We start from the raw sequence: 15,662 nt of genomic DNA on the forward strand, positions 1-15,662 counted from the left end.
TGGCCTGAAGGCTCATTCACCGGTGGCTCGCGCGGGCCGGATGGCTGCGCCGTAGCGGGGTGGAGAGGCCTTGAACAGGGTCCAGCGTCCGGGCGTGAGCCTGGCGGGAGGCCGGAGTATAACAGAGCATTCGATGTGCGCTGCTTTCCTACTGCTCAACGGTTTTTTCTGACTCTCGTGTGGATGAAGACCTGACAGGGGGCAGAATGGGTTCCGCGCCGTACTTGGCGCTCAATTCGGCGTAGGCCGGTTCGCGCTTGAAGCGCTTGAGTTCGGCGCCGAAGCGTTGCACCAGCAGGTCCATCCCGGCATTGCGGCGCAGCGCCAGGTACTGGCTCTGGCGGCTGATAACGGTGGAATTCTGGCTGACCTGATCGCGGATGCCCAAGCTGTCCAGCAGGTGCTGGCCGACCCGTTTGTCGGTGATCAGCAGGTCAATCCGCCCCAGCAGCAGCTTGCCGAAGTTGGCTTCGTGGGTCGGTGCCGGTTCGCGCTTGAACAGGGTCGATTGACTGAAGTCATCGCTGTACAGGTAGCCGGGCGAGGTGCCGATGGTCAGGCCCTTGAGCTCATCCAGATTCTTGAACGGATGGGGGCGCTGCTTGGCGTAGAACATCACGAACTCGACGTCCGACAGGGGCTCGCTGGGGTAGAGCAGGGTGCTGTCGCGCTGGTCGCTGTGAAAGATGTCCAGGGCCCCGTCGGCCTGGCCGGTTTCCAGCATCGCCAGGCAGCGCTTCCAGGGCAGGAATTGCCATTCCACATCTATCCCCAGGCGCTGAAAGACAATGGCCGTGGTTTCGTAGTCCAGCCCCAGGACCTTGCCGTTTTCTTCGTAGACGTAAGGCGCCCAGGGCTCGGTGACAATACGCAGCTTCTCGCCATGGGCCGCGAGGCTCAGGCAAGTGCAGAGAAGGGTGATCAGCAGCCGGGCAATGACAGACATTGCTGGAGATTACGACGGGCGCCGGTTAAATAGCTAGAGGTGCTCTAGATCAAGGGCTAGTCGGGTTTTGTCTGCACCAGATGCAAGTAGATCGCCTTGCGCCGCTCACCCAGTACCAGGCGGACTATCGGGTGGTTGAACCAGTTTTCGAGCTGATGGTTTTCAAGGGGGCTGTCAAGACGACGTTCAACGTTCTCGCGGGCCTTTTCCCACCAGACAGGCATGCAAGCCTGATCGAACGGGTTGGAGTGTTGGTAGCAGCCGTAGAGGATCTCTCGCATGAACTGGCGCTGTTGCTTGGGAAGGAACAGCGTCACGAGTTTATAGGCCATGCGCTGGGCCGCTGGCGGTCGTGGCAGCGTGGCAGTCACCAGGCGTGTTTCATCCAGCGCAAAGGTGCTGATCGGATCGGCCCCGTGCTTGTCGAGCCAGGCCTTCGTCTTGGCGCGAAACAGCTGTTTACGGCTCCAGTAGTGATGGATCAGGTCGGGACATTCGCGTACCTGGGTGGTGCGGTAGGCGGCTACCGACAGACAGAACTCTTCTAGGGTGTAGGCACCCTGTGCCAGAGGGTAGAACTCGTCCATCAAGGCGATCGATTGCTCCAGAACGCCCGCATCGGCGCGGTCGAGTCCGATGACGCCCGAGTTGAGCAGTGGCATCTGGTCATCCGCCAGGTTTCTCTGGCGCAGCACGTCAGCCAGGGTTTGATACAGACCGGCTTCTTTGTTGCTGCCGTACTGCAGGCCGAAGGCATTGCATAACAAGGTTCCGGGCTCAATACGCCGGAACAGCTCCAGCGGCGAGCAATGGAAAAAGGTATCGGTGTCGATCAGCAGGGCCCGTTCAGCCTCCTGCAGCACCTGTTGCATCACTACGTGCTTGGCGCGGAAGTGGTAGCCATGGGGGGCGATCCATGTCTTGCGGGTGTTCTCGTCCAGCTCACGCACTCGAACCGGCAAACCCTGATAAGGCGCGGGGTTGTCGGTAAAGACCTGAATATCCAACCCTTCTCCCGGTGTTTCGCGCAGACCGGCCAAGGCACTGGCAATGCTGAACACCGCCTCCTGGTGATAAGTGTTGGCACCGTAAACCAGGTAAATCAGCTGAGGGTTTGTGGCGGGGCGAGTGGTCGACATCTACAGCGATCATCCATGGAGAATGTGAGTGGGGTGAAAAAAAGGCCCTGGATTTCGCCAGGGCCTCCTTGCTAAGTGCTACGTCATTTCAGCGCGGCAGCTTCAGGTTGTTCCAGATCGCCAGGCTCGGGTCGGCCTGGTTCAGGGTGTAGAAGTGCAGCCCTGGTGCTCCGCCTTGCAGCAGGCGTTCACACATTTCGCTAATCACCTGCTCGCCAAAAGCCTGAATGCTGGCGCTGTCGTCGCCATAGGCTTCCAGCTGCTTGCGGATCCAGCGCGGGATCTCGGCGCCGCAGGCGTCGGAGAAGCGCGCCAGCTTGCTGTAGTTGGTGATGGGCATGATGCCCGGCACGATCGGGATGTTCACGCCCATCTTCTGCACGCGCTCGACGAAGTAGAAGTAGCTGTCGGCGTTGAAGAAGTACTGGGTGATCGCGCTGTCGGCACCGGCATTGGCCTTGCGGGCGAAGTTGCGAAGATCGTCTTCGAAATTGCGCGCCTGTGGGTGCATTTCCGGGTAGGCGGCGACTTCGATATGGAAGTGGCTGCCAGTCTCTTCGCGAATGAAACTCACCAGGTCGTTGGCGTGGCGCAGCTCGCCGCTGGCCATGCCCATGCCCGAAGGCAGGTCGCCACGCAGGGCGACGATGCGCTTGATGCCGGCTGCCTGGTACTGCTTGAGCAGGCCGCGCAGGTCGTCCTTGCTGTCGCCGACGCAGGACAGATGCGGCGCCGCGGGAATTTTTACTTCGCTCTCCAGTTGCAGCACGGTGTTGACCGTACGATCACGGGTCGAGCCGCCGGCGCCGTAGGTGCAGGAGAAGAAGTCGGGGTTGTAGCCGGCCAGCTGACGGGCAGTGGCGAGCAGTTTTTCATGTCCAGCATCGGTCTTGGTGGGGAAGAACTCGAAGCTGTAACGACGTTCTTGGGACATGGAGGGAACCTCCAGCTACAAGCCGCAAGCCGCAAGGTCCAGGAGAAGCGTGGGTGCGCTCGTCTCCTGTTCCTGGAGCTCGTTGCCTGACGCTGTTTAAGCAAATAGGGGCGAAGCGTGAGGCTTTGTGCGGCAAGCCCGGCTTGTGGCCCTGGCTTGCCGCGTGTAGCTCAACGCTTGCAGCTGCTCTTAGTAGCGATAGGCGTCTGGCTTGAACGGGCCTTCGACGGTCACGCCGATGTAGTCAGCCTGTTGCTTGGTCAGTTGAGTGACCACGCCGCCGAAGCCGCGGACCATTTCCAGGGCCACTTCTTCGTCGAGTTTCTTCGGCAGTACTTCAACGGTCAGGCGCTCGGCTTTCTGGGCCGGCGACAGGTCGGCGTACTTCTGGCCGAACAGGAAGATCTGCGCCAGCACCTGGTTGGCGAACGAGCCGTCCATGATGCGGCTTGGGTGACCGGTGGCGTTGCCCAGGTTCACCAGGCGACCTTCGGCCAGCAGGATCAGGTAGTCGTCGTTCTGTGGGTCGAAGTCGCCGTGGCCGGTGCGGTGGATCTTGTGCACCTGTGGCTTCACTTCTTCCCATGCCCAGTTCTTGCGCATGAAGGCGGTGTCGATTTCGTTGTCGAAGTGGCCGATGTTGCAGACCACGGCGCGCTTCTTCAGGGCCTTGAGCATGTTGGCATCGCAGACATTGACGTTGCCGGTGGTGGTCACGATCAGGTCGATCTTGCCCAGCAGGGCCTTGTCGATGCAGGCTTCGGTGCCGTTGTTGATGCCGTCGATGAACGGCGAAACCAGCTCGAAACCGTCCATGCAGGCTTGCATGGCGCAGATCGGGTCGACTTCGGACACTTTGACGATCATGCCTTCCTGACGCAGGGACTGGGCCGAGCCCTTGCCCACGTCACCGTAGCCGATGACCAGCGCTTGCTTGCCGGACAGCAGGTGGTCGGTGCCGCGCTTGATGGCATCGTTCAGGCTGTGACGGCAGCCGTACTTGTTGTCGTTCTTGCTCTTGGTCACCGAGTCGTTGACGTTGATCGCAGGAATCTTCAGCTCGCCCTTGGCCAGCATGTCCAGCAGGCGGTGTACGCCGGTGGTGGTTTCTTCGGTCACGCCGTGAACGCGTTCCAGCACCTGTGGGTATTTGTCGTGCAGCAGCTGGGTCAGGTCGCCGCCGTCGTCGAGGATCATGTTGGCATCCCAAGGCTGGCCATCCTTGAGGATGGTCTGCTCCAGGCACCACTCGTACTCTTGTTCGGTTTCGCCTTTCCAGGCGAACACAGGAATGCCGGCGGCGGCGATGGAGGCAGCAGCCTGGTCTTGAGTCGAGAAGATGTTGCAGGACGACCAGCGTACTTCGGCACCCAGGGCAACCAGGGTTTCGATCAGCACGGCGGTCTGAATGGTCATGTGGATGCAGCCGAGGATTTTCGCGCCCTTGAGCGGCTGTTCGGCCAGGTACTTGCGGCGCAGACCCATCAGGGCCGGCATTTCCGACTCGGCGATGATGGTTTCGCGACGGCCCCAGGCGGCCAGGGAAATGTCGGCGACTTTGTAGTCGGTAAAATCTGCAGGCGTGTTTACAGCGCTCATGAAGAGCCTCCATTCGTAGTGTGCGAATGGGCGCCGTTGTGCGTTTAGTGTCCGTACAGGGAAGCCTGTACCGACAACGCCCCATCCGAGCCTGACAGGTCATGCCTGCTGCAGCGCCCCTCGGACAGGTGGCGGGAAAACGGTATCAGGTGCAGATGACCGTTTTGAAACGGTGGCGATTATAGCTTTCTTTAAGCAGCAAGGTGCAAGCCACAAGCAGCAAGTAAGAGCAGGTCGGTTTTTACTTGCAGCTTGTGGCTTGAAACTTGAAGCTGGGAGCGTCAATTGCACTCGTTCAAGCACCTTGGAGTCCCCCATGAATTTCCACACCCGCAAGTGGGTCAAGCCCGAAGACCTCAACCCCAACGGCACGCTGTTCGGTGGCAGTCTGTTGCGCTGGATCGACGAAGAAGCGGCGATCTACGCCATTGTCCAGCTGGGCAACCAGCGGGTCGTCACCAAGTACATCTCGGAAATCAACTTCGTCAGCGCCTCACGCCAGGGCGACATCATCGAGCTGGGCATCACCGCCACCGAGTTCGGTCGCACCTCCATCACCCTGACGTGCGAAGTGCGCAACAAGATCACCCGCAAATCCATTCTCACCGTCGAGAAGATGGTCTTCGTCAACCTCGGTGAAGACGGCCTGCCGGCACCCCACGGCCGTACCGAGATCAAATACGTCAAGGACCAGTTCAAGGACGAAGCCTGACAGCAGGCCGAGATTGCCCGGCAAGCGCGCCCCGCTCCGGACGGAACAGCCCTGAACCCCGCGTGTCGTAACCATACGACTCACCTGGTTCAGGACTCCCATGGACACTCGCAACGACGGTAAAACCCCCGGACTTTCAGTCGAAGAGCAACAGGACGTCGACCGCAACCAGCCGCCTCGCGCGGCGGTACTGCACGAGATCATCCGCACGCAGGGCGACCAGGAACTGGAGCGCAGCGTCGCCGCCCTGTGGTGGTCGGCCCTGGCCGCCGGCCTGACGATGGGCCTGTCTCTGATGGGCATGGGGCTGCTCAACTCCCGGCTGCCGGAGGGCGAAGCCTTCAAGGTTGTCGCCAGCTTCGGCTATTGCGCGGGCTTTCTGGCGGTGATCCTCGCGCGCCAGCAACTGTTCACGGAGAACACCCTGACCGCGGTGCTGCCGGTGATGAGCAAGCCGAGCCTGAAGAATGCCGGGCGCCTCCTACGCTTATGGGGTGTGGTGCTGACGGGCAATCTGTGCGGCACCCTGCTGGTGGCATACGTGATGCTGCATCTGCCGATCTTCGACAGCCGCACCGACCAGGCCTTTCTGGAAATCGGTCGCCAGGTGATGGAGAACGACCGCGCGCAGATGTTCGCCAAAGGCATCATCTCCGGCTGGATGATTGCCACCATGGTCTGGATGATCCCGTCCATGGAGAGCGCCAAGCTGTGGATCATCATCCTCATCACCTACCTGATGGCGCTGGGGGATTTCACTCACATCGTGGTGGGTTCGGCCGAGGTGTCTTACCTGGTGTTTGCCGGGGAGCTGGGGTGGCGGGATTTCTGGCTGGTGTTTGCCGGGCCGACCCTGGCAGGGAACATCATCGGCGGCAGTTTCATCTTTGCCTTGATCAGCCACGCTCAGGTGCGCAGCGAGAGCGGCAAACCAAGTGGCCGCACGGATCGGGCGACGGCGCCCGATCCGCGTGGGATCAAGAAATGATCAATGGCCTTGAGCCGTGGCCGCCGGGGCATCCTGGGTGACATGACGCACCAGTCTGCCGATGCTCAGACCCTGCAACAGGATCGACGACAGCACCACGATGTAAGTGATGCTCAGCACCAGGTCACGCTCCGGACCCAGGGGCAGGGCCAGCGCCAGGGCCACCGAGACGCCGCCCCGCAGGCCGCCCCAGGTCAGCACGCGAATGGTGCCCCGGGGCACGCTGCGCCAGCGCCGCAGCAGCAGGATCGCCGGGGCCACGGTGAGCAGGCGCGAGAGCACGATGGCTACCGCCAGCAGGCTTGCGGCCGCCAGGTGTAGCCAATTGAACGGCAGCAGCAACAGTTCCAGGCCGATCAGGGCGAACAGCAGGGCGTTGAGCATGTCGTCTAGCAGTTCCCAGAAGCCGTCCAGGTAGCGCCGGGTCATGTCGTTCATCGCCAGGTTGCGCCCCAGGTTGCCGATGATCAGGCCCGCCACCACCATGGCGATCGGCGCCGAGACATGGATCTCGCTGGCCATCGCCGAGCCGCCGATCACCAGGGCCAACGTCAGCATCACCTCGATCTGGTGCTGCTCGATGCTCTTGATCATCAGGTACACCAGGTAGCCGATCAGCCCGCCGAACAGCACGCCGCCAATGGCTTCATGCACGAACAGCCAGGCCGTGGCGCCCACTGTCGGGGTTTCACCCAGTTGCGCGATGCCCAGCAGCACGGTGAACACCACTACTGCGGTGCCGTCATTGAACAGCGACTCGCCGACGATGGTGGTCTTCAGTGGTTTGGACGCGTTGGCGGTGCGCAGTACGCCCAGCACCGCAATGGGATCGGTGGGCGAGATCAGTGCACCGAACAGCAGGCAGTAGAGGAAACTCACGTGCCAGCCGAACAGGCCGAAGATCCAGTAGGCCAGGCTGCCGATGACGAAGGTCGCGATCAGCACGCCGACCGTGGCCAGCAGGCCGATGGGCCAGCGATAGCTGCGCAGGTCGTTGAGGTTGACGTGCAGGGCGCCAGCGAACAGCAGGAACGACAGCATCCAGTTCATCAGCAGATCGCCGAAGTCGATCTTGCCGATCAGTTCCTCGACGTGTTCCTCAAGGCCAGGGAAGCCCAGGTAACTCAAGCCCTGCAGCAACAGCGAGAACAGCAGGGCGGTGACCATCACGCCGATGGTCGGTGGCAGGCCGATAAAACGGAAATTCACATAAGTGAGCAGGGTGGTCAGGCAGATAAAGGCGGCGACAAGTTCAAGCATCCGGACTCCTTTGGATGATCGCAGGGAAAAAAGCTTCAAGCGGCAGGTGTGCAGCGTCTGGCCAGGGGCCTGAGGTGGTTGGTGCTGGGGTTTACCCACCCCATTGACCGCAGTAGTGGCACGATGTTGCAGGCGCTTGCCTAAAAAGGCGGGTATCGGGACCCGGCTGGGGTGACGTCGGGCAGCAGGCCCATGCTGACGAAGTGCGTGCTATCGCTGCCAAAAATGCCGGCAGTCCGTGCAGGCAGGCCAGCGTCATGCGAGGATTCGCCCTCGGCGGTCGGCGCAAGTATAGGCGGCCGGGAACGCAGGATGAATCGATTCTCTTTCGGGCCAACAGGGAGTGTGAGGTGCTGGCGACAAGTCTGGTTCTGGTGGCGGCGCTGCTGCATGCGGCATGGAACACCCTGATCAAGTTCAGCGGCGAGCGCCTGTTGGTGGTGGCCTGCATGGACAGCGTGGCTCTGCTGTTCGTGGCGAGCATGCTGTTTTTCCTGCAGTGGCCGCCGTTGGAACTCTGGCCCTGGATCATCGCCTCGGCGGCCTTCGAACTCTTGTACCGCTATCTGTTGATCCAGGCGTATCGGGTGGGCGATCTGGGGCTGGTCTATCCACTGATGCGCGGTCTGTCGCCATTGGTGGTGTTGGCCTTGACCCTGATCTTTGCCGGCGAGGAGCTCAATACCCAGCAGATCCTCGGCATCCTGCTGATTCCCTTCGGCATGCTCTGCTTGCTCTGGCAGGGGGGCGGTGGGGCGCGCCTGCCCTGGAACATGTTGCCGGTGGTGGCGTTGATCGGCTTGTGCATCGGTTGCTACACCTTCATCGACGGCCAGGCCTTGCGCCGCTGGTCCCATCCGCTGGACTACCTGACCTGGGTCACCCTGCTCAGCGCCTGGCCCTTTCCTCTGTTGGCCATGGTCTGCAAGCGCCCGGCCTTCATCCTGTTCTGGCGTGAACAATGGCGCCTGGGGCTCAGCGTCGGATTCTGTGTGCTGTTCAGCTACGCCCTGGTGCTGTGGGCCATGCAGTTGGGGTCGATTGCCGAAGCGGCGGCGTTGCGCGAGATCAGTGTGATTTTGGTGGTGCTGTTCGGTATGCGCTACCTGAAAGAACCTTTCGGCCGGCCCCGGCTCTTAGCCTGTGGGTTGGTGCTGATCGGCATGTTGGTGATGAAGTTCTGAAGACCCCCCTGAAAACTCTAAAAAAGGATGTGCTCCATGACTGTCGCTTTCTGGTGTGTATTGATCGCAATTGTCCTGCCGTACCTGTGTACCGCCATTGCCAAGGGCGCCGGCAAATATGGGCTTCGTTACAACCATGATCCGCGGGCGTTCCTGAATACTCTGGAGGGGCTGCCCAAGCGGGCCCATAACGCGCAGCTCAACGGTTTCGAGGTGACCCCGGCATTTGCGGCGGCAGTGATCATCGCTCATGTGGCGGGCAACGCCGAGCTGGTGACGATCAACGTGCTGGCGGTGCTGTTTATCACCAGTCGCCTGCTGTACATGATCTGCTACCTGGCGGACTGGGCGATCCTGCGCTCCCTGGTGTGGTTCGTGGGCATGGGTCTGATCGCCAGCTTCTTCTTCGTTTCAGTCTGAAACACCCTCTTGCAGCAGCCGGCTTGTCGGCGAAAGCGCCTTCATGGTCGCCTTCGCCGACAAGCCGGCTCCTGTAGCGGGTCACGGGGTATCGGGCACTTCCGGTACTTTGGGCAGCGGCGCGCCCTTGGGCCAGAGCATCCAGATCTGCCCCTGCTGCTTCATGTCGCCGGCCAGTTGCCCGGCCGCCTCGCCAGTGCCCCAGAACAGATCGGCACGGACTTCGCCGGTAATCGCGCCGCCCGTGTCCTGAGCGGCCACCGGGCGCACCAGGCTGCTGCCATCCGGGCGCGTGGTGGATAACCACAGCAAGCTGCCCAGGGGAATCACCTTGCGGTCCACCGCGACGCTGTAGCCGGACGTCAGCGGCACGTTCAATGAGCCTCGGGGGCCTTCGTTGCTGTCCGGGTTGCGGTTGAAGAACACGTAGCTCGGGTTGCTGCCCAGCAGTTCGGGAATCCGCGTCGGATGAGCCTTGGCCCAGGCGGCGATGGTGCCCATGGTCACGTCTTCTTTCTTCAGTTCGCCCTGCTCCACCAGCCAGCGTCCGATGGGCCGGTACGGGTGGCCGTTCTGGTCGGCGTAGCCGATCCGCAGTTGGCGTCCGTCGTCCAGCTGGATCCTTCCCGAACCCTGGATCTGCAGAAACTGCAGGTCCATCGGATCGGTCAGCCAGGCCAGCACCGGAGCCTTGACCCCCTTGGTTTCGATGGTCGCCGCGTCGTCATAGGGCTTGAGCACCCGACCTTCGAGCCGGCCTCGCAGGCGCTTGCCCTTGAGTTCCGGGTAGAGACTGTCCAGGGCAACGATGATCATGTCCTCCGGCACCCCGTACACCGGCACACTGGCGCTCGGTGTCTGGGTCAGGCTGCCGGGATACACCGGTTCGTAGTAGCCGGTGATCAGGCCGGTGCTGCTGCCGCTGCCCGAGCGCAGGCCGTAGACCTCCAGGCGCTCCTTGAGAAAACCGCGGATGGCTGTCGGGGTCTGCGGCACATTGGCCGCCGCAGCGCAGGTGGCACCCCAGATCGGATCAGCCTTCAAGCGGGTGCAGGCACTGCGCCAGGCACCGAAGCCGGCCAGCAGGTCGTTATCGGCAACGCTGGGCAGGGACTCCCAGGGGGCGCTGTTGTAAGTGGCCAGGGCGTGGGTCTGTGGGGTCTTGCTGTTGTCGCCGCCGTTGCAGCCGGCGAGCAGTGCCAGGGCTGGCAGCGCCCAGAGCAGGTGGCGACGCCAGCGGAGGAAGCTCGGGTTCATGCTGTGTTTCCTTGGGGGGTATCCATCAGCGGCATGAAGATGGACAACCCCTATTGTTAATAGGGCTATTGGTGTTTGCCGGGGAGGCGAGGATACTGGCCGCCGTTTCCGTGACCTGACCTGAAGCCACCATGACGCTAAAAAGACTTTCCGTTGTATTGCTGGCCTGCCTGACGCTTTCCGCCTGTGGCGGTGTCGACCCCAACTCTCCCCTGGGCCAGCGCAAGGCGATCTTCAAACAGATGCTCAAGACCGGCGAGGACCTGGGGGGCATGCTGCGTGGGCGGATTCCTTTCGACGGCGCACGTTTTGCCGAAGGCGCGGTGAAGCTGGATGCCCTGTCCCATGAGCCCTGGAAGCATTTTCCCGAGGTCAGGGAGCAGGACCACAGCAGCGCCACCGATGATGTCTGGCGCAAGCAGGCGCGTTTCCAGGAGCTGGCGCGCAACCTTGAAGCGGCCACCGCCGAGTTGGTGACCATCAGCCAGGTCCAGCCCTACAAGGCCAGCAATCTGGGGCCGGCCGTGCAGAAAGTCGAGGACGTCTGCAGTGCCTGCCACAAGGAGTTTCGTAATCACTGAGTGAGGTCGTTGCCAGGGAGGGCAGCGCTTACTTGTCCAGTTCGTCCAGGGCTTGCTGCAGTTCCTTGCGGGACTCGGCGAGCTTGTCCTTGCGCTTGTTGATCTTCTCCGAGTCGCCTTTCTTCATGGCCTTTTCCAGGTCCGCCTGACGCCGGCTGACTTCATGCTTGGCTTCCAGCACCTTGTTTTCCCGATCCTTCTTCAGCGAGGCATCGGTGCAATGGGTGGTGACTTCGCTCAGGGCGCGCTCCAGGCCGGCCTGTTGATCGCTGTTGCCATGGGCCTTGGCCTGTTCGATCTGGGTCATGATCGCCTGGCGCTTGGCGGCGCAGCCGGTCAGTGGCTGGGCTTGTTCGGCGGCCAGCAGGGGCGCGCTCATCAGGCTGCACAGGGTCAGGGCAGCGAGGGACGGAAACAGTTTCATGGAAGGCTCCAGGTGAAAAAAGATCAAAAAATAACCAATGAAAAAATACTGACTGTCATACCGGGAATGGGCTGTTGGAGCGCATTCCTGCCGGGGTGGTTCAATGTGCGCTCCCGGATTGCGGCCTAAAAGCCGTTGATTCCGGCCTGATTCAGGGTCGCCTGCAAGGCCTGCACCTGGGGCTCGCGAAAAAACGCCACCAACTGCGCAGCCCGTTCCGGGCCGACACCGGTTTCGTTCTGCCAGTCCAGGCTGTTGCGTGAAGCCAGCACCTGCCATGGACCGTTCAGTTCGGCCGAGCCGCTGGGCGGCAGGCCCAGGGCCTTGAGCCAGCGTGCGAAGGGTCGCTGCCTTGCCTGTTGCAGACTCTCGATCAGTCGCAGGCTGCTGCGTGCGCCGAAGCCGGCAATGGTAGCAAGCTCTGCCTGATCCAGGGTCAGCCAATCCAAAAGGCCTTTGATACGGCCTGTTTCAACCAGCCTGGCCCAGGTTTGTTCGCCGATATGGTCCAGGTGCAGTCCCTGTTTGCCGCTGAGCCAGGCCAGGCGGGCGACAAACTGGCCTTCGCATCCGGGGGTTGGCCGCCAGCAGCTCAGGGCATGAAAGTTCTCCGGCGCTGGCGCCTGGATCGCCTGGCGTTGCTGGCTCCTGAGGACCACGCCATCCAGGCGGGGGAGGGTCAGTCCGGCCAGGCTGATGGCCACCTGGTCGCCGGGGACGATATCCAGGGCTTGCCAGCGTTGCAGCGAGCCGACACTGACGCGGCGGATCTGTCGGTCATCGAGGACCACCGGGTCGATGTCCAGCAAGGGACTGATGCGCCCGGTGCGGCCGATCCGGAAGCGCACCTGACGCACATTGGCCAGCGCCTGGGCATAGGGGTATTTCCAGGCTGCAATCCAATGTGGGGCCCTGGCCTGCCAGCGTTCGGCGGCGGGGCGCAGGCTCTGGCGCAGGATGATGCCGTCGCTGGCAAAGGGCAGGGGCGAACGGTACCAGTGTTCTCGCCAGTGCCGGGCCTCGCTGAACCCGGCGATCGGGCGGCTGTACTCGGCGCCTTCGGTGAAGCCCAGCTGCGCCAGTTGCTCCAGGCGTTCACTCAGGGTGGCGGGGCCTTGGGGCCAGTCCCAGACGAACAGGCCGATTTGTGCCGCCTCTGCCGCCGACAGGTGTTTGCGTGCCAGCCATCCGGCGACCCGGCTGCGGGCATTGAGGCTGCCGGAGCGGGCCTGGATGTGTTGCTCCAGTCGTTGATAGAGCTCTCCCTGCAAGAGCAGGTCCACGGGCTGGGGCAGTTGTTTGGGGATGGCCGCGATCTGCCGGGCGCGGGCGCTCCAGTCCTGGCCGTGCCAGCCATCACCCCGGCTCAGTGCCTGGTGGAAACGGCCCTGGCGGTAGATCAGGGTGACCGCCACGCCATCGATCTTGGGTTGCGCCCAGATGCCTTCACGGCCTTTCAGCCAGAGCTGTACCGCGTTGTCGTCGGGGAGTTTTTCCACTCCGGTGTGGGCGATGGGGTGGGGCACGGGGCCCCGGGCGCCGTGCAGGGCAGGGGCCGCGGCGACGGGAAGCTGGGGGAAGCATTGTTGCAGGCGGGTCAGGCGCTGCCGGGACTGATCATAGAGCTCGTCGGCGACGGGCGATTGACCGTGTCGGTGATAGCGGATGTCCCAGGCCTCGAGCTGTTGTTGCAGGGCGGTGAGTTCCCGTTCGGCCCGGGCACTGGACCAGTCGGGGCATTGGGCCAGGGCGGGCAGGCCGGTGAGGGCCAGAAACAGCAGGAAGAGTCTTGGCAGCATGGGGAGCGTCCTTGCTCGGAATGGGCATGCCTTGAAGGGTAGGTGGGTGTTGGGCGATTTTTCGGCGAGGTGGTTGCGGGGTGTTTCATGATGGCCTGGGGCGCTGGCTTGGCCAGTGGATACCTGGACAATTGCCCTGCTGAGAGAAACCTCTGGCGACAAAAAAGCCCCGCCGGTGGTGCCGGCGGGGCTTTGTCTGTTACCGGGTGACGCTTAGAGACCGGCGGCAGCGCGCAGGGCGTCGGCGCGGTCGGTCTTTTCCCAAGTGAAGGTGGTGAAGGTGTCGTCACCCACGGTCTTGGTTTGCGGAGCACGGCCGAAGTGACCGTAGGCTGCGGTTTCCTGGTACATCGGGTGCAGCAGGTCGAGCATGGTGGTGATTGCGTAAGGACGCAGGTCGAAGTGCTCGCGAACCAGCTTGACGATCTTGTCGTCGCTGATCTTGCCGGTGCCGAAGGTGTTCAGGGAGATCGAGGTCGGTTGGGCCACGCCGATGGCGTAGGACACCTGGATCTCGCAGCGCTCGGCCAGGCCGGCGGCGACGATGTTCTTGGCCACGTAGCGACCGGCATAGGCCGCGGAGCGGTCGACCTTGGATGGGTCCTTGCCGGAGAACGCGCCGCCGCCGTGACGGGCCATGCCGCCGTAGCTGTCGACGATGATCTTGCGCCCGGTCAGGCCGCAGTCGCCCACCGGGCCACCGATGATGAACTGGCCGGTCGGGTTGATGTGGAACTGGGTGTCCTTGTGCAGCAGTTCGGCTGGCAGCACGTGCTTGACGATCAGCTCCATCACGCCTTCGCGCAGGTCGTTGTACGACACTTCAGGGTTGTGCTGGGTCGACAGCACCACCGCGTCGATGCCGACCACGATGCCGTTTTCATAGCGGCAGGTGACCTGGGACTTGGCGTCCGGGCGCAGCCATGGCAGCAGGCCCGATTTGCGTGCTTCAGCCTGGCGATGGACCAGCTGGTGCGAGAAGGCGATCGGCGCCGGCATCAGCGCGGCGGTTTCGTTGCTGGCGTAGCCGAACATCAGGCCCTGGTCGCCGGCACCCTGATCTTCAGGCTTGGCGCGGTCGACACCCTGGTTGATGTCGGGGGACTGCTTGCCAATGATGTTCATCACGCCGCAGGTGGCGCCGTCGAAGCCAACGTCGGAGCTGGTGTAGCCGATGTCGCAGATCACGTCACGGACGATCTGTTCCAGGTCGACCCAGGCGCTGGTGGTGACTTCCCCGGCGACGATGGCGACACCGGTCTTGACCAGGGTTTCCACTGCCACGCGAGCGTGTTTGTCCTGGGCAATGATGGCGTCCAGCACCGCATCGGAAATCTGGTCAGCGATTTTATCCGGATGCCCTTCAGACACGGACTCGGAGGTGAAAAGGGAGTATTCGCTCATCTCGACGGTTTCCTAAAATTTACCGATGGTGAGTGTCGCCAGCCGGTCGCTGAAAATGGCGGACCTGGATCTGGAAACCATTACGTAAGCCCACATAGAGGCTTTCCCCGGGAATCAGTCCCGCAGCGGTGGCCCAGCGGGCCAAATCATCTTGTTCGAACCCTAGCCAGAGATCGCCGCAAGCCTCTTTGGCCCAACTCTGGTTGTGGCTGCACAAGTCTGTTACCAACAGGCTGCCGCCTGGTTGCAGCAATTGGGCCATCTGCTTGAGGGCCTCGGCCGGTGCGGCGAAATGGTGCAGGACCATGTTCAGCACCACGCAGTCGGCCGTCAGTTGTACGCCATCCAGTGCATCGGCCAGTTGCAGGCTGACGTTAGCCAGTGTTTCGCGTTCACACAGCTGACGGGCCAGTTCAAGCATCGCCGGACTGTTGTCCAGCGCGGTGACCCGGGCAAAGCGTCGGGCCAGGTCGGGGAGAAAACCACCGTCGCCGGGACCCACTTCAATGGCCGTGGCCATTGCTTTGAAGCTCAGCTTGTCCAGTAGCGCGAGCACGCTGTCGCGGTACTGGGGCAGTCCTGCGATCAGGTCCTGCTGGGCGCGGAATTTATCCGCCACCCGGGAAAAGAAGTCCTGGCTGGCCGCGGCCCGTTGCCGGTGCACCAGGCCAATCCGGTTCTGGACATCCACCGGCAGTCGCACCTGGTCGACTTCGTCCAGCAGGGCGGCGTGCAGCTTGCCGCCCAAGAGTTCGGTGTGGGGCAGGGCACGGCGGTAGAAAATCGCGTTGCCTTCACGGCGGGTCGCCACCAGGCTGGCCTGGGCCAGGACCTTCAAATGGTGGCTCATGCCCGACTGGCCGATGGCAAAGATCTGCGCCAGTTCCAGTACGCCGAACGAGTCGTTGCTCAGGGCGCGCAATACATTGAGTCGCAGAGGATCGCCGCCGGCCTTGCACAGGGCGGCCAGCTCGTCGCAATCGTCATGATCAATGGAGGGTGCGCTCAGGTTCAT

The 15,662-nt window shown here is 62.5% G+C and carries 15 protein-coding genes and 1 riboswitch; of the genes, 5 read left to right on the top strand and 10 right to left on the bottom strand.

Annotation, left to right across the window (positions count from 1 at the left end; genetic code table 11):
- Nucleotides 1-148: 148 nt before the first annotated feature.
- The 4 genes from L1O02_RS02140 to ahcY form a co-directional block, all read right to left on the bottom strand.
- Nucleotides 149-946: a transporter substrate-binding domain-containing protein gene (locus L1O02_RS02140; RefSeq protein ID WP_108545088.1), complete on the bottom strand. Its 798-nt coding sequence runs from the start codon at nucleotides 944-946 to the stop codon at nucleotides 149-151.
- Nucleotides 947-1,002: 56 nt separating this feature from the next.
- Complete coding sequence (locus L1O02_RS02145) at nucleotides 1,003-2,085, bottom strand: hypothetical protein (protein ID WP_108545089.1); 1,083 nt, start codon at nucleotides 2,083-2,085, stop codon at nucleotides 1,003-1,005.
- A gap of 88 nt (nucleotides 2,086-2,173) precedes the next feature.
- Nucleotides 2,174-3,019 carry a methylenetetrahydrofolate reductase [NAD(P)H] gene (metF, locus tag L1O02_RS02150; RefSeq protein WP_060841503.1) on the bottom strand — a complete coding sequence of 282 codons (846 nt, stop codon included), beginning with the start codon at nucleotides 3,017-3,019 and terminating at the stop codon, nucleotides 2,174-2,176.
- 189 nt (nucleotides 3,020-3,208) lie between these two features.
- Nucleotides 3,209-4,618: an adenosylhomocysteinase gene (gene ahcY, locus L1O02_RS02155; protein WP_060841502.1), complete on the bottom strand. Its 1,410-nt coding sequence runs from the start codon at nucleotides 4,616-4,618 to the stop codon at nucleotides 3,209-3,211.
- A gap of 21 nt (nucleotides 4,619-4,639) precedes the next feature.
- Nucleotides 4,640-4,746: riboswitch (S-adenosyl-L-homocysteine riboswitch) on the bottom strand.
- 188 nt (nucleotides 4,747-4,934) lie between these two features.
- Here ahcY and L1O02_RS02160 point away from each other — a divergent pair.
- Both L1O02_RS02160 and L1O02_RS02165 read left to right on the top strand, forming a co-directional pair.
- Nucleotides 4,935-5,330, top strand: coding sequence for a hotdog domain-containing protein (locus tag L1O02_RS02160; protein WP_060841501.1), 396 nt, complete (start codon nucleotides 4,935-4,937; stop codon nucleotides 5,328-5,330).
- Nucleotides 5,331-5,430: 100 nt separating this feature from the next.
- Nucleotides 5,431-6,318, top strand: coding sequence for a formate/nitrite transporter family protein (locus tag L1O02_RS02165; protein WP_060841500.1), 888 nt, complete (start codon nucleotides 5,431-5,433; stop codon nucleotides 6,316-6,318).
- On the opposite strand, the gene L1O02_RS02170 is transcribed toward L1O02_RS02165, so the two are convergent.
- Nucleotides 6,319-7,578, bottom strand: a complete 1,260-nt coding sequence (locus L1O02_RS02170; protein WP_060841499.1) for a sodium:proton antiporter — start codon at nucleotides 7,576-7,578, stop codon at nucleotides 6,319-6,321.
- A gap of 350 nt (nucleotides 7,579-7,928) precedes the next feature.
- On the opposite strand from L1O02_RS02170, the gene L1O02_RS02175 reads away from it, so the two are divergent.
- Together L1O02_RS02175 and L1O02_RS02180 are read left to right on the top strand one after the other, a co-directional pair.
- Nucleotides 7,929-8,762, top strand: a complete 834-nt coding sequence (locus L1O02_RS02175; protein WP_108545092.1) for an EamA family transporter — start codon at nucleotides 7,929-7,931, stop codon at nucleotides 8,760-8,762.
- A 36-nt stretch (nucleotides 8,763-8,798) separates the two neighbouring features.
- A complete protein-coding gene (locus L1O02_RS02180) occupies nucleotides 8,799-9,182 on the top strand; it encodes an MAPEG family protein (protein WP_060841497.1) in 384 nt (127 codons plus the stop codon).
- Between the two features lie 81 nt (nucleotides 9,183-9,263).
- Here the strand turns inward: L1O02_RS02180 and L1O02_RS02185 are convergent, their stop codons facing one another.
- A complete protein-coding gene (locus L1O02_RS02185) occupies nucleotides 9,264-10,439 on the bottom strand; it encodes an MltA domain-containing protein (protein WP_235759474.1) in 1,176 nt (391 codons plus the stop codon).
- 131 nt (nucleotides 10,440-10,570) lie between these two features.
- Here L1O02_RS02185 and L1O02_RS02190 point away from each other — a divergent pair, with 131 nt between their 5' ends.
- Nucleotides 10,571-11,020 (top strand): cytochrome c, encoded by a 450-nt coding sequence (locus L1O02_RS02190; RefSeq protein ID WP_060841495.1) that lies wholly within the window; start codon nucleotides 10,571-10,573, stop codon nucleotides 11,018-11,020.
- Nucleotides 11,021-11,048: 28 nt separating this feature from the next.
- Here the strand turns inward: L1O02_RS02190 and L1O02_RS02195 are convergent, their stop codons facing one another.
- The 4 genes from L1O02_RS02195 to L1O02_RS02210 form a co-directional block, all read right to left on the bottom strand.
- Nucleotides 11,049-11,444: a DUF1090 domain-containing protein gene (locus L1O02_RS02195; RefSeq protein WP_060841494.1), complete on the bottom strand. Its 396-nt coding sequence runs from the start codon at nucleotides 11,442-11,444 to the stop codon at nucleotides 11,049-11,051.
- A 125-nt stretch (nucleotides 11,445-11,569) separates the two neighbouring features.
- Nucleotides 11,570-13,243, bottom strand: a complete 1,674-nt coding sequence (gene ligB / locus L1O02_RS02200; RefSeq protein WP_235759476.1) for an NAD-dependent DNA ligase LigB — start codon at nucleotides 13,241-13,243, stop codon at nucleotides 11,570-11,572.
- Between the two features lie 213 nt (nucleotides 13,244-13,456).
- Nucleotides 13,457-14,647 (bottom strand): methionine adenosyltransferase, encoded by a 1,191-nt coding sequence (gene metK, locus L1O02_RS02205; protein WP_060841492.1) that lies wholly within the window; start codon nucleotides 14,645-14,647, stop codon nucleotides 13,457-13,459.
- A 19-nt stretch (nucleotides 14,648-14,666) separates the two neighbouring features.
- A complete protein-coding gene (locus tag L1O02_RS02210) occupies nucleotides 14,667-15,662 on the bottom strand; it encodes a metalloregulator ArsR/SmtB family transcription factor (protein ID WP_060841491.1) in 996 nt (331 codons plus the stop codon).

This window comes from Pseudomonas sp. BC42 (genome assembly GCF_021560055.1).
Classification (GTDB): Bacteria; Pseudomonadota; Gammaproteobacteria; order Pseudomonadales; family Pseudomonadaceae; genus Aquipseudomonas.

Excerpts from the sequence above, each read along its gene's own strand:
- L1O02_RS02165 (WP_060841500.1), top strand. The coding sequence starts at position 5,431 with ATGGACACTCGCAACGACGGTAAAACCCCCGGACTTTCAGTCGAAGAG.
- L1O02_RS02180 (WP_060841497.1), top strand. The coding sequence starts at position 8,799 with ATGACTGTCGCTTTCTGGTGTGTATTGATCGCAATTGTCCTGCCGTAC.
- metF (WP_060841503.1), bottom strand. The coding sequence starts at position 3,019 with ATGTCCCAAGAACGTCGTTACAGCTTCGAGTTCTTCCCCACCAAGACC.
- L1O02_RS02160 (WP_060841501.1), top strand. The coding sequence starts at position 4,935 with ATGAATTTCCACACCCGCAAGTGGGTCAAGCCCGAAGACCTCAACCCC.
- L1O02_RS02145 (WP_108545089.1), bottom strand. The coding sequence starts at position 2,085 with ATGTCGACCACTCGCCCCGCCACAAACCCTCAGCTGATTTACCTGGTT.
- metK (WP_060841492.1), bottom strand. The coding sequence starts at position 14,647 with ATGAGCGAATACTCCCTTTTCACCTCCGAGTCCGTGTCTGAAGGGCAT.
- ahcY (WP_060841502.1), bottom strand. The coding sequence starts at position 4,618 with ATGAGCGCTGTAAACACGCCTGCAGATTTTACCGACTACAAAGTCGCC.
- L1O02_RS02210 (WP_060841491.1), bottom strand. The coding sequence starts at position 15,662 with ATGAACCTGAGCGCACCCTCCATTGATCATGACGATTGCGACGAGCTG.
- L1O02_RS02190 (WP_060841495.1), top strand. The coding sequence starts at position 10,571 with ATGACGCTAAAAAGACTTTCCGTTGTATTGCTGGCCTGCCTGACGCTT.
- L1O02_RS02185 (WP_235759474.1), bottom strand. The coding sequence starts at position 10,439 with ATGAACCCGAGCTTCCTCCGCTGGCGTCGCCACCTGCTCTGGGCGCTG.
- L1O02_RS02170 (WP_060841499.1), bottom strand. The coding sequence starts at position 7,578 with ATGCTTGAACTTGTCGCCGCCTTTATCTGCCTGACCACCCTGCTCACT.
- L1O02_RS02195 (WP_060841494.1), bottom strand. The coding sequence starts at position 11,444 with ATGAAACTGTTTCCGTCCCTCGCTGCCCTGACCCTGTGCAGCCTGATG.
- L1O02_RS02140 (WP_108545088.1), bottom strand. The coding sequence starts at position 946 with ATGTCTGTCATTGCCCGGCTGCTGATCACCCTTCTCTGCACTTGCCTG.
- ligB (WP_235759476.1), bottom strand. The coding sequence starts at position 13,243 with ATGCTGCCAAGACTCTTCCTGCTGTTTCTGGCCCTCACCGGCCTGCCC.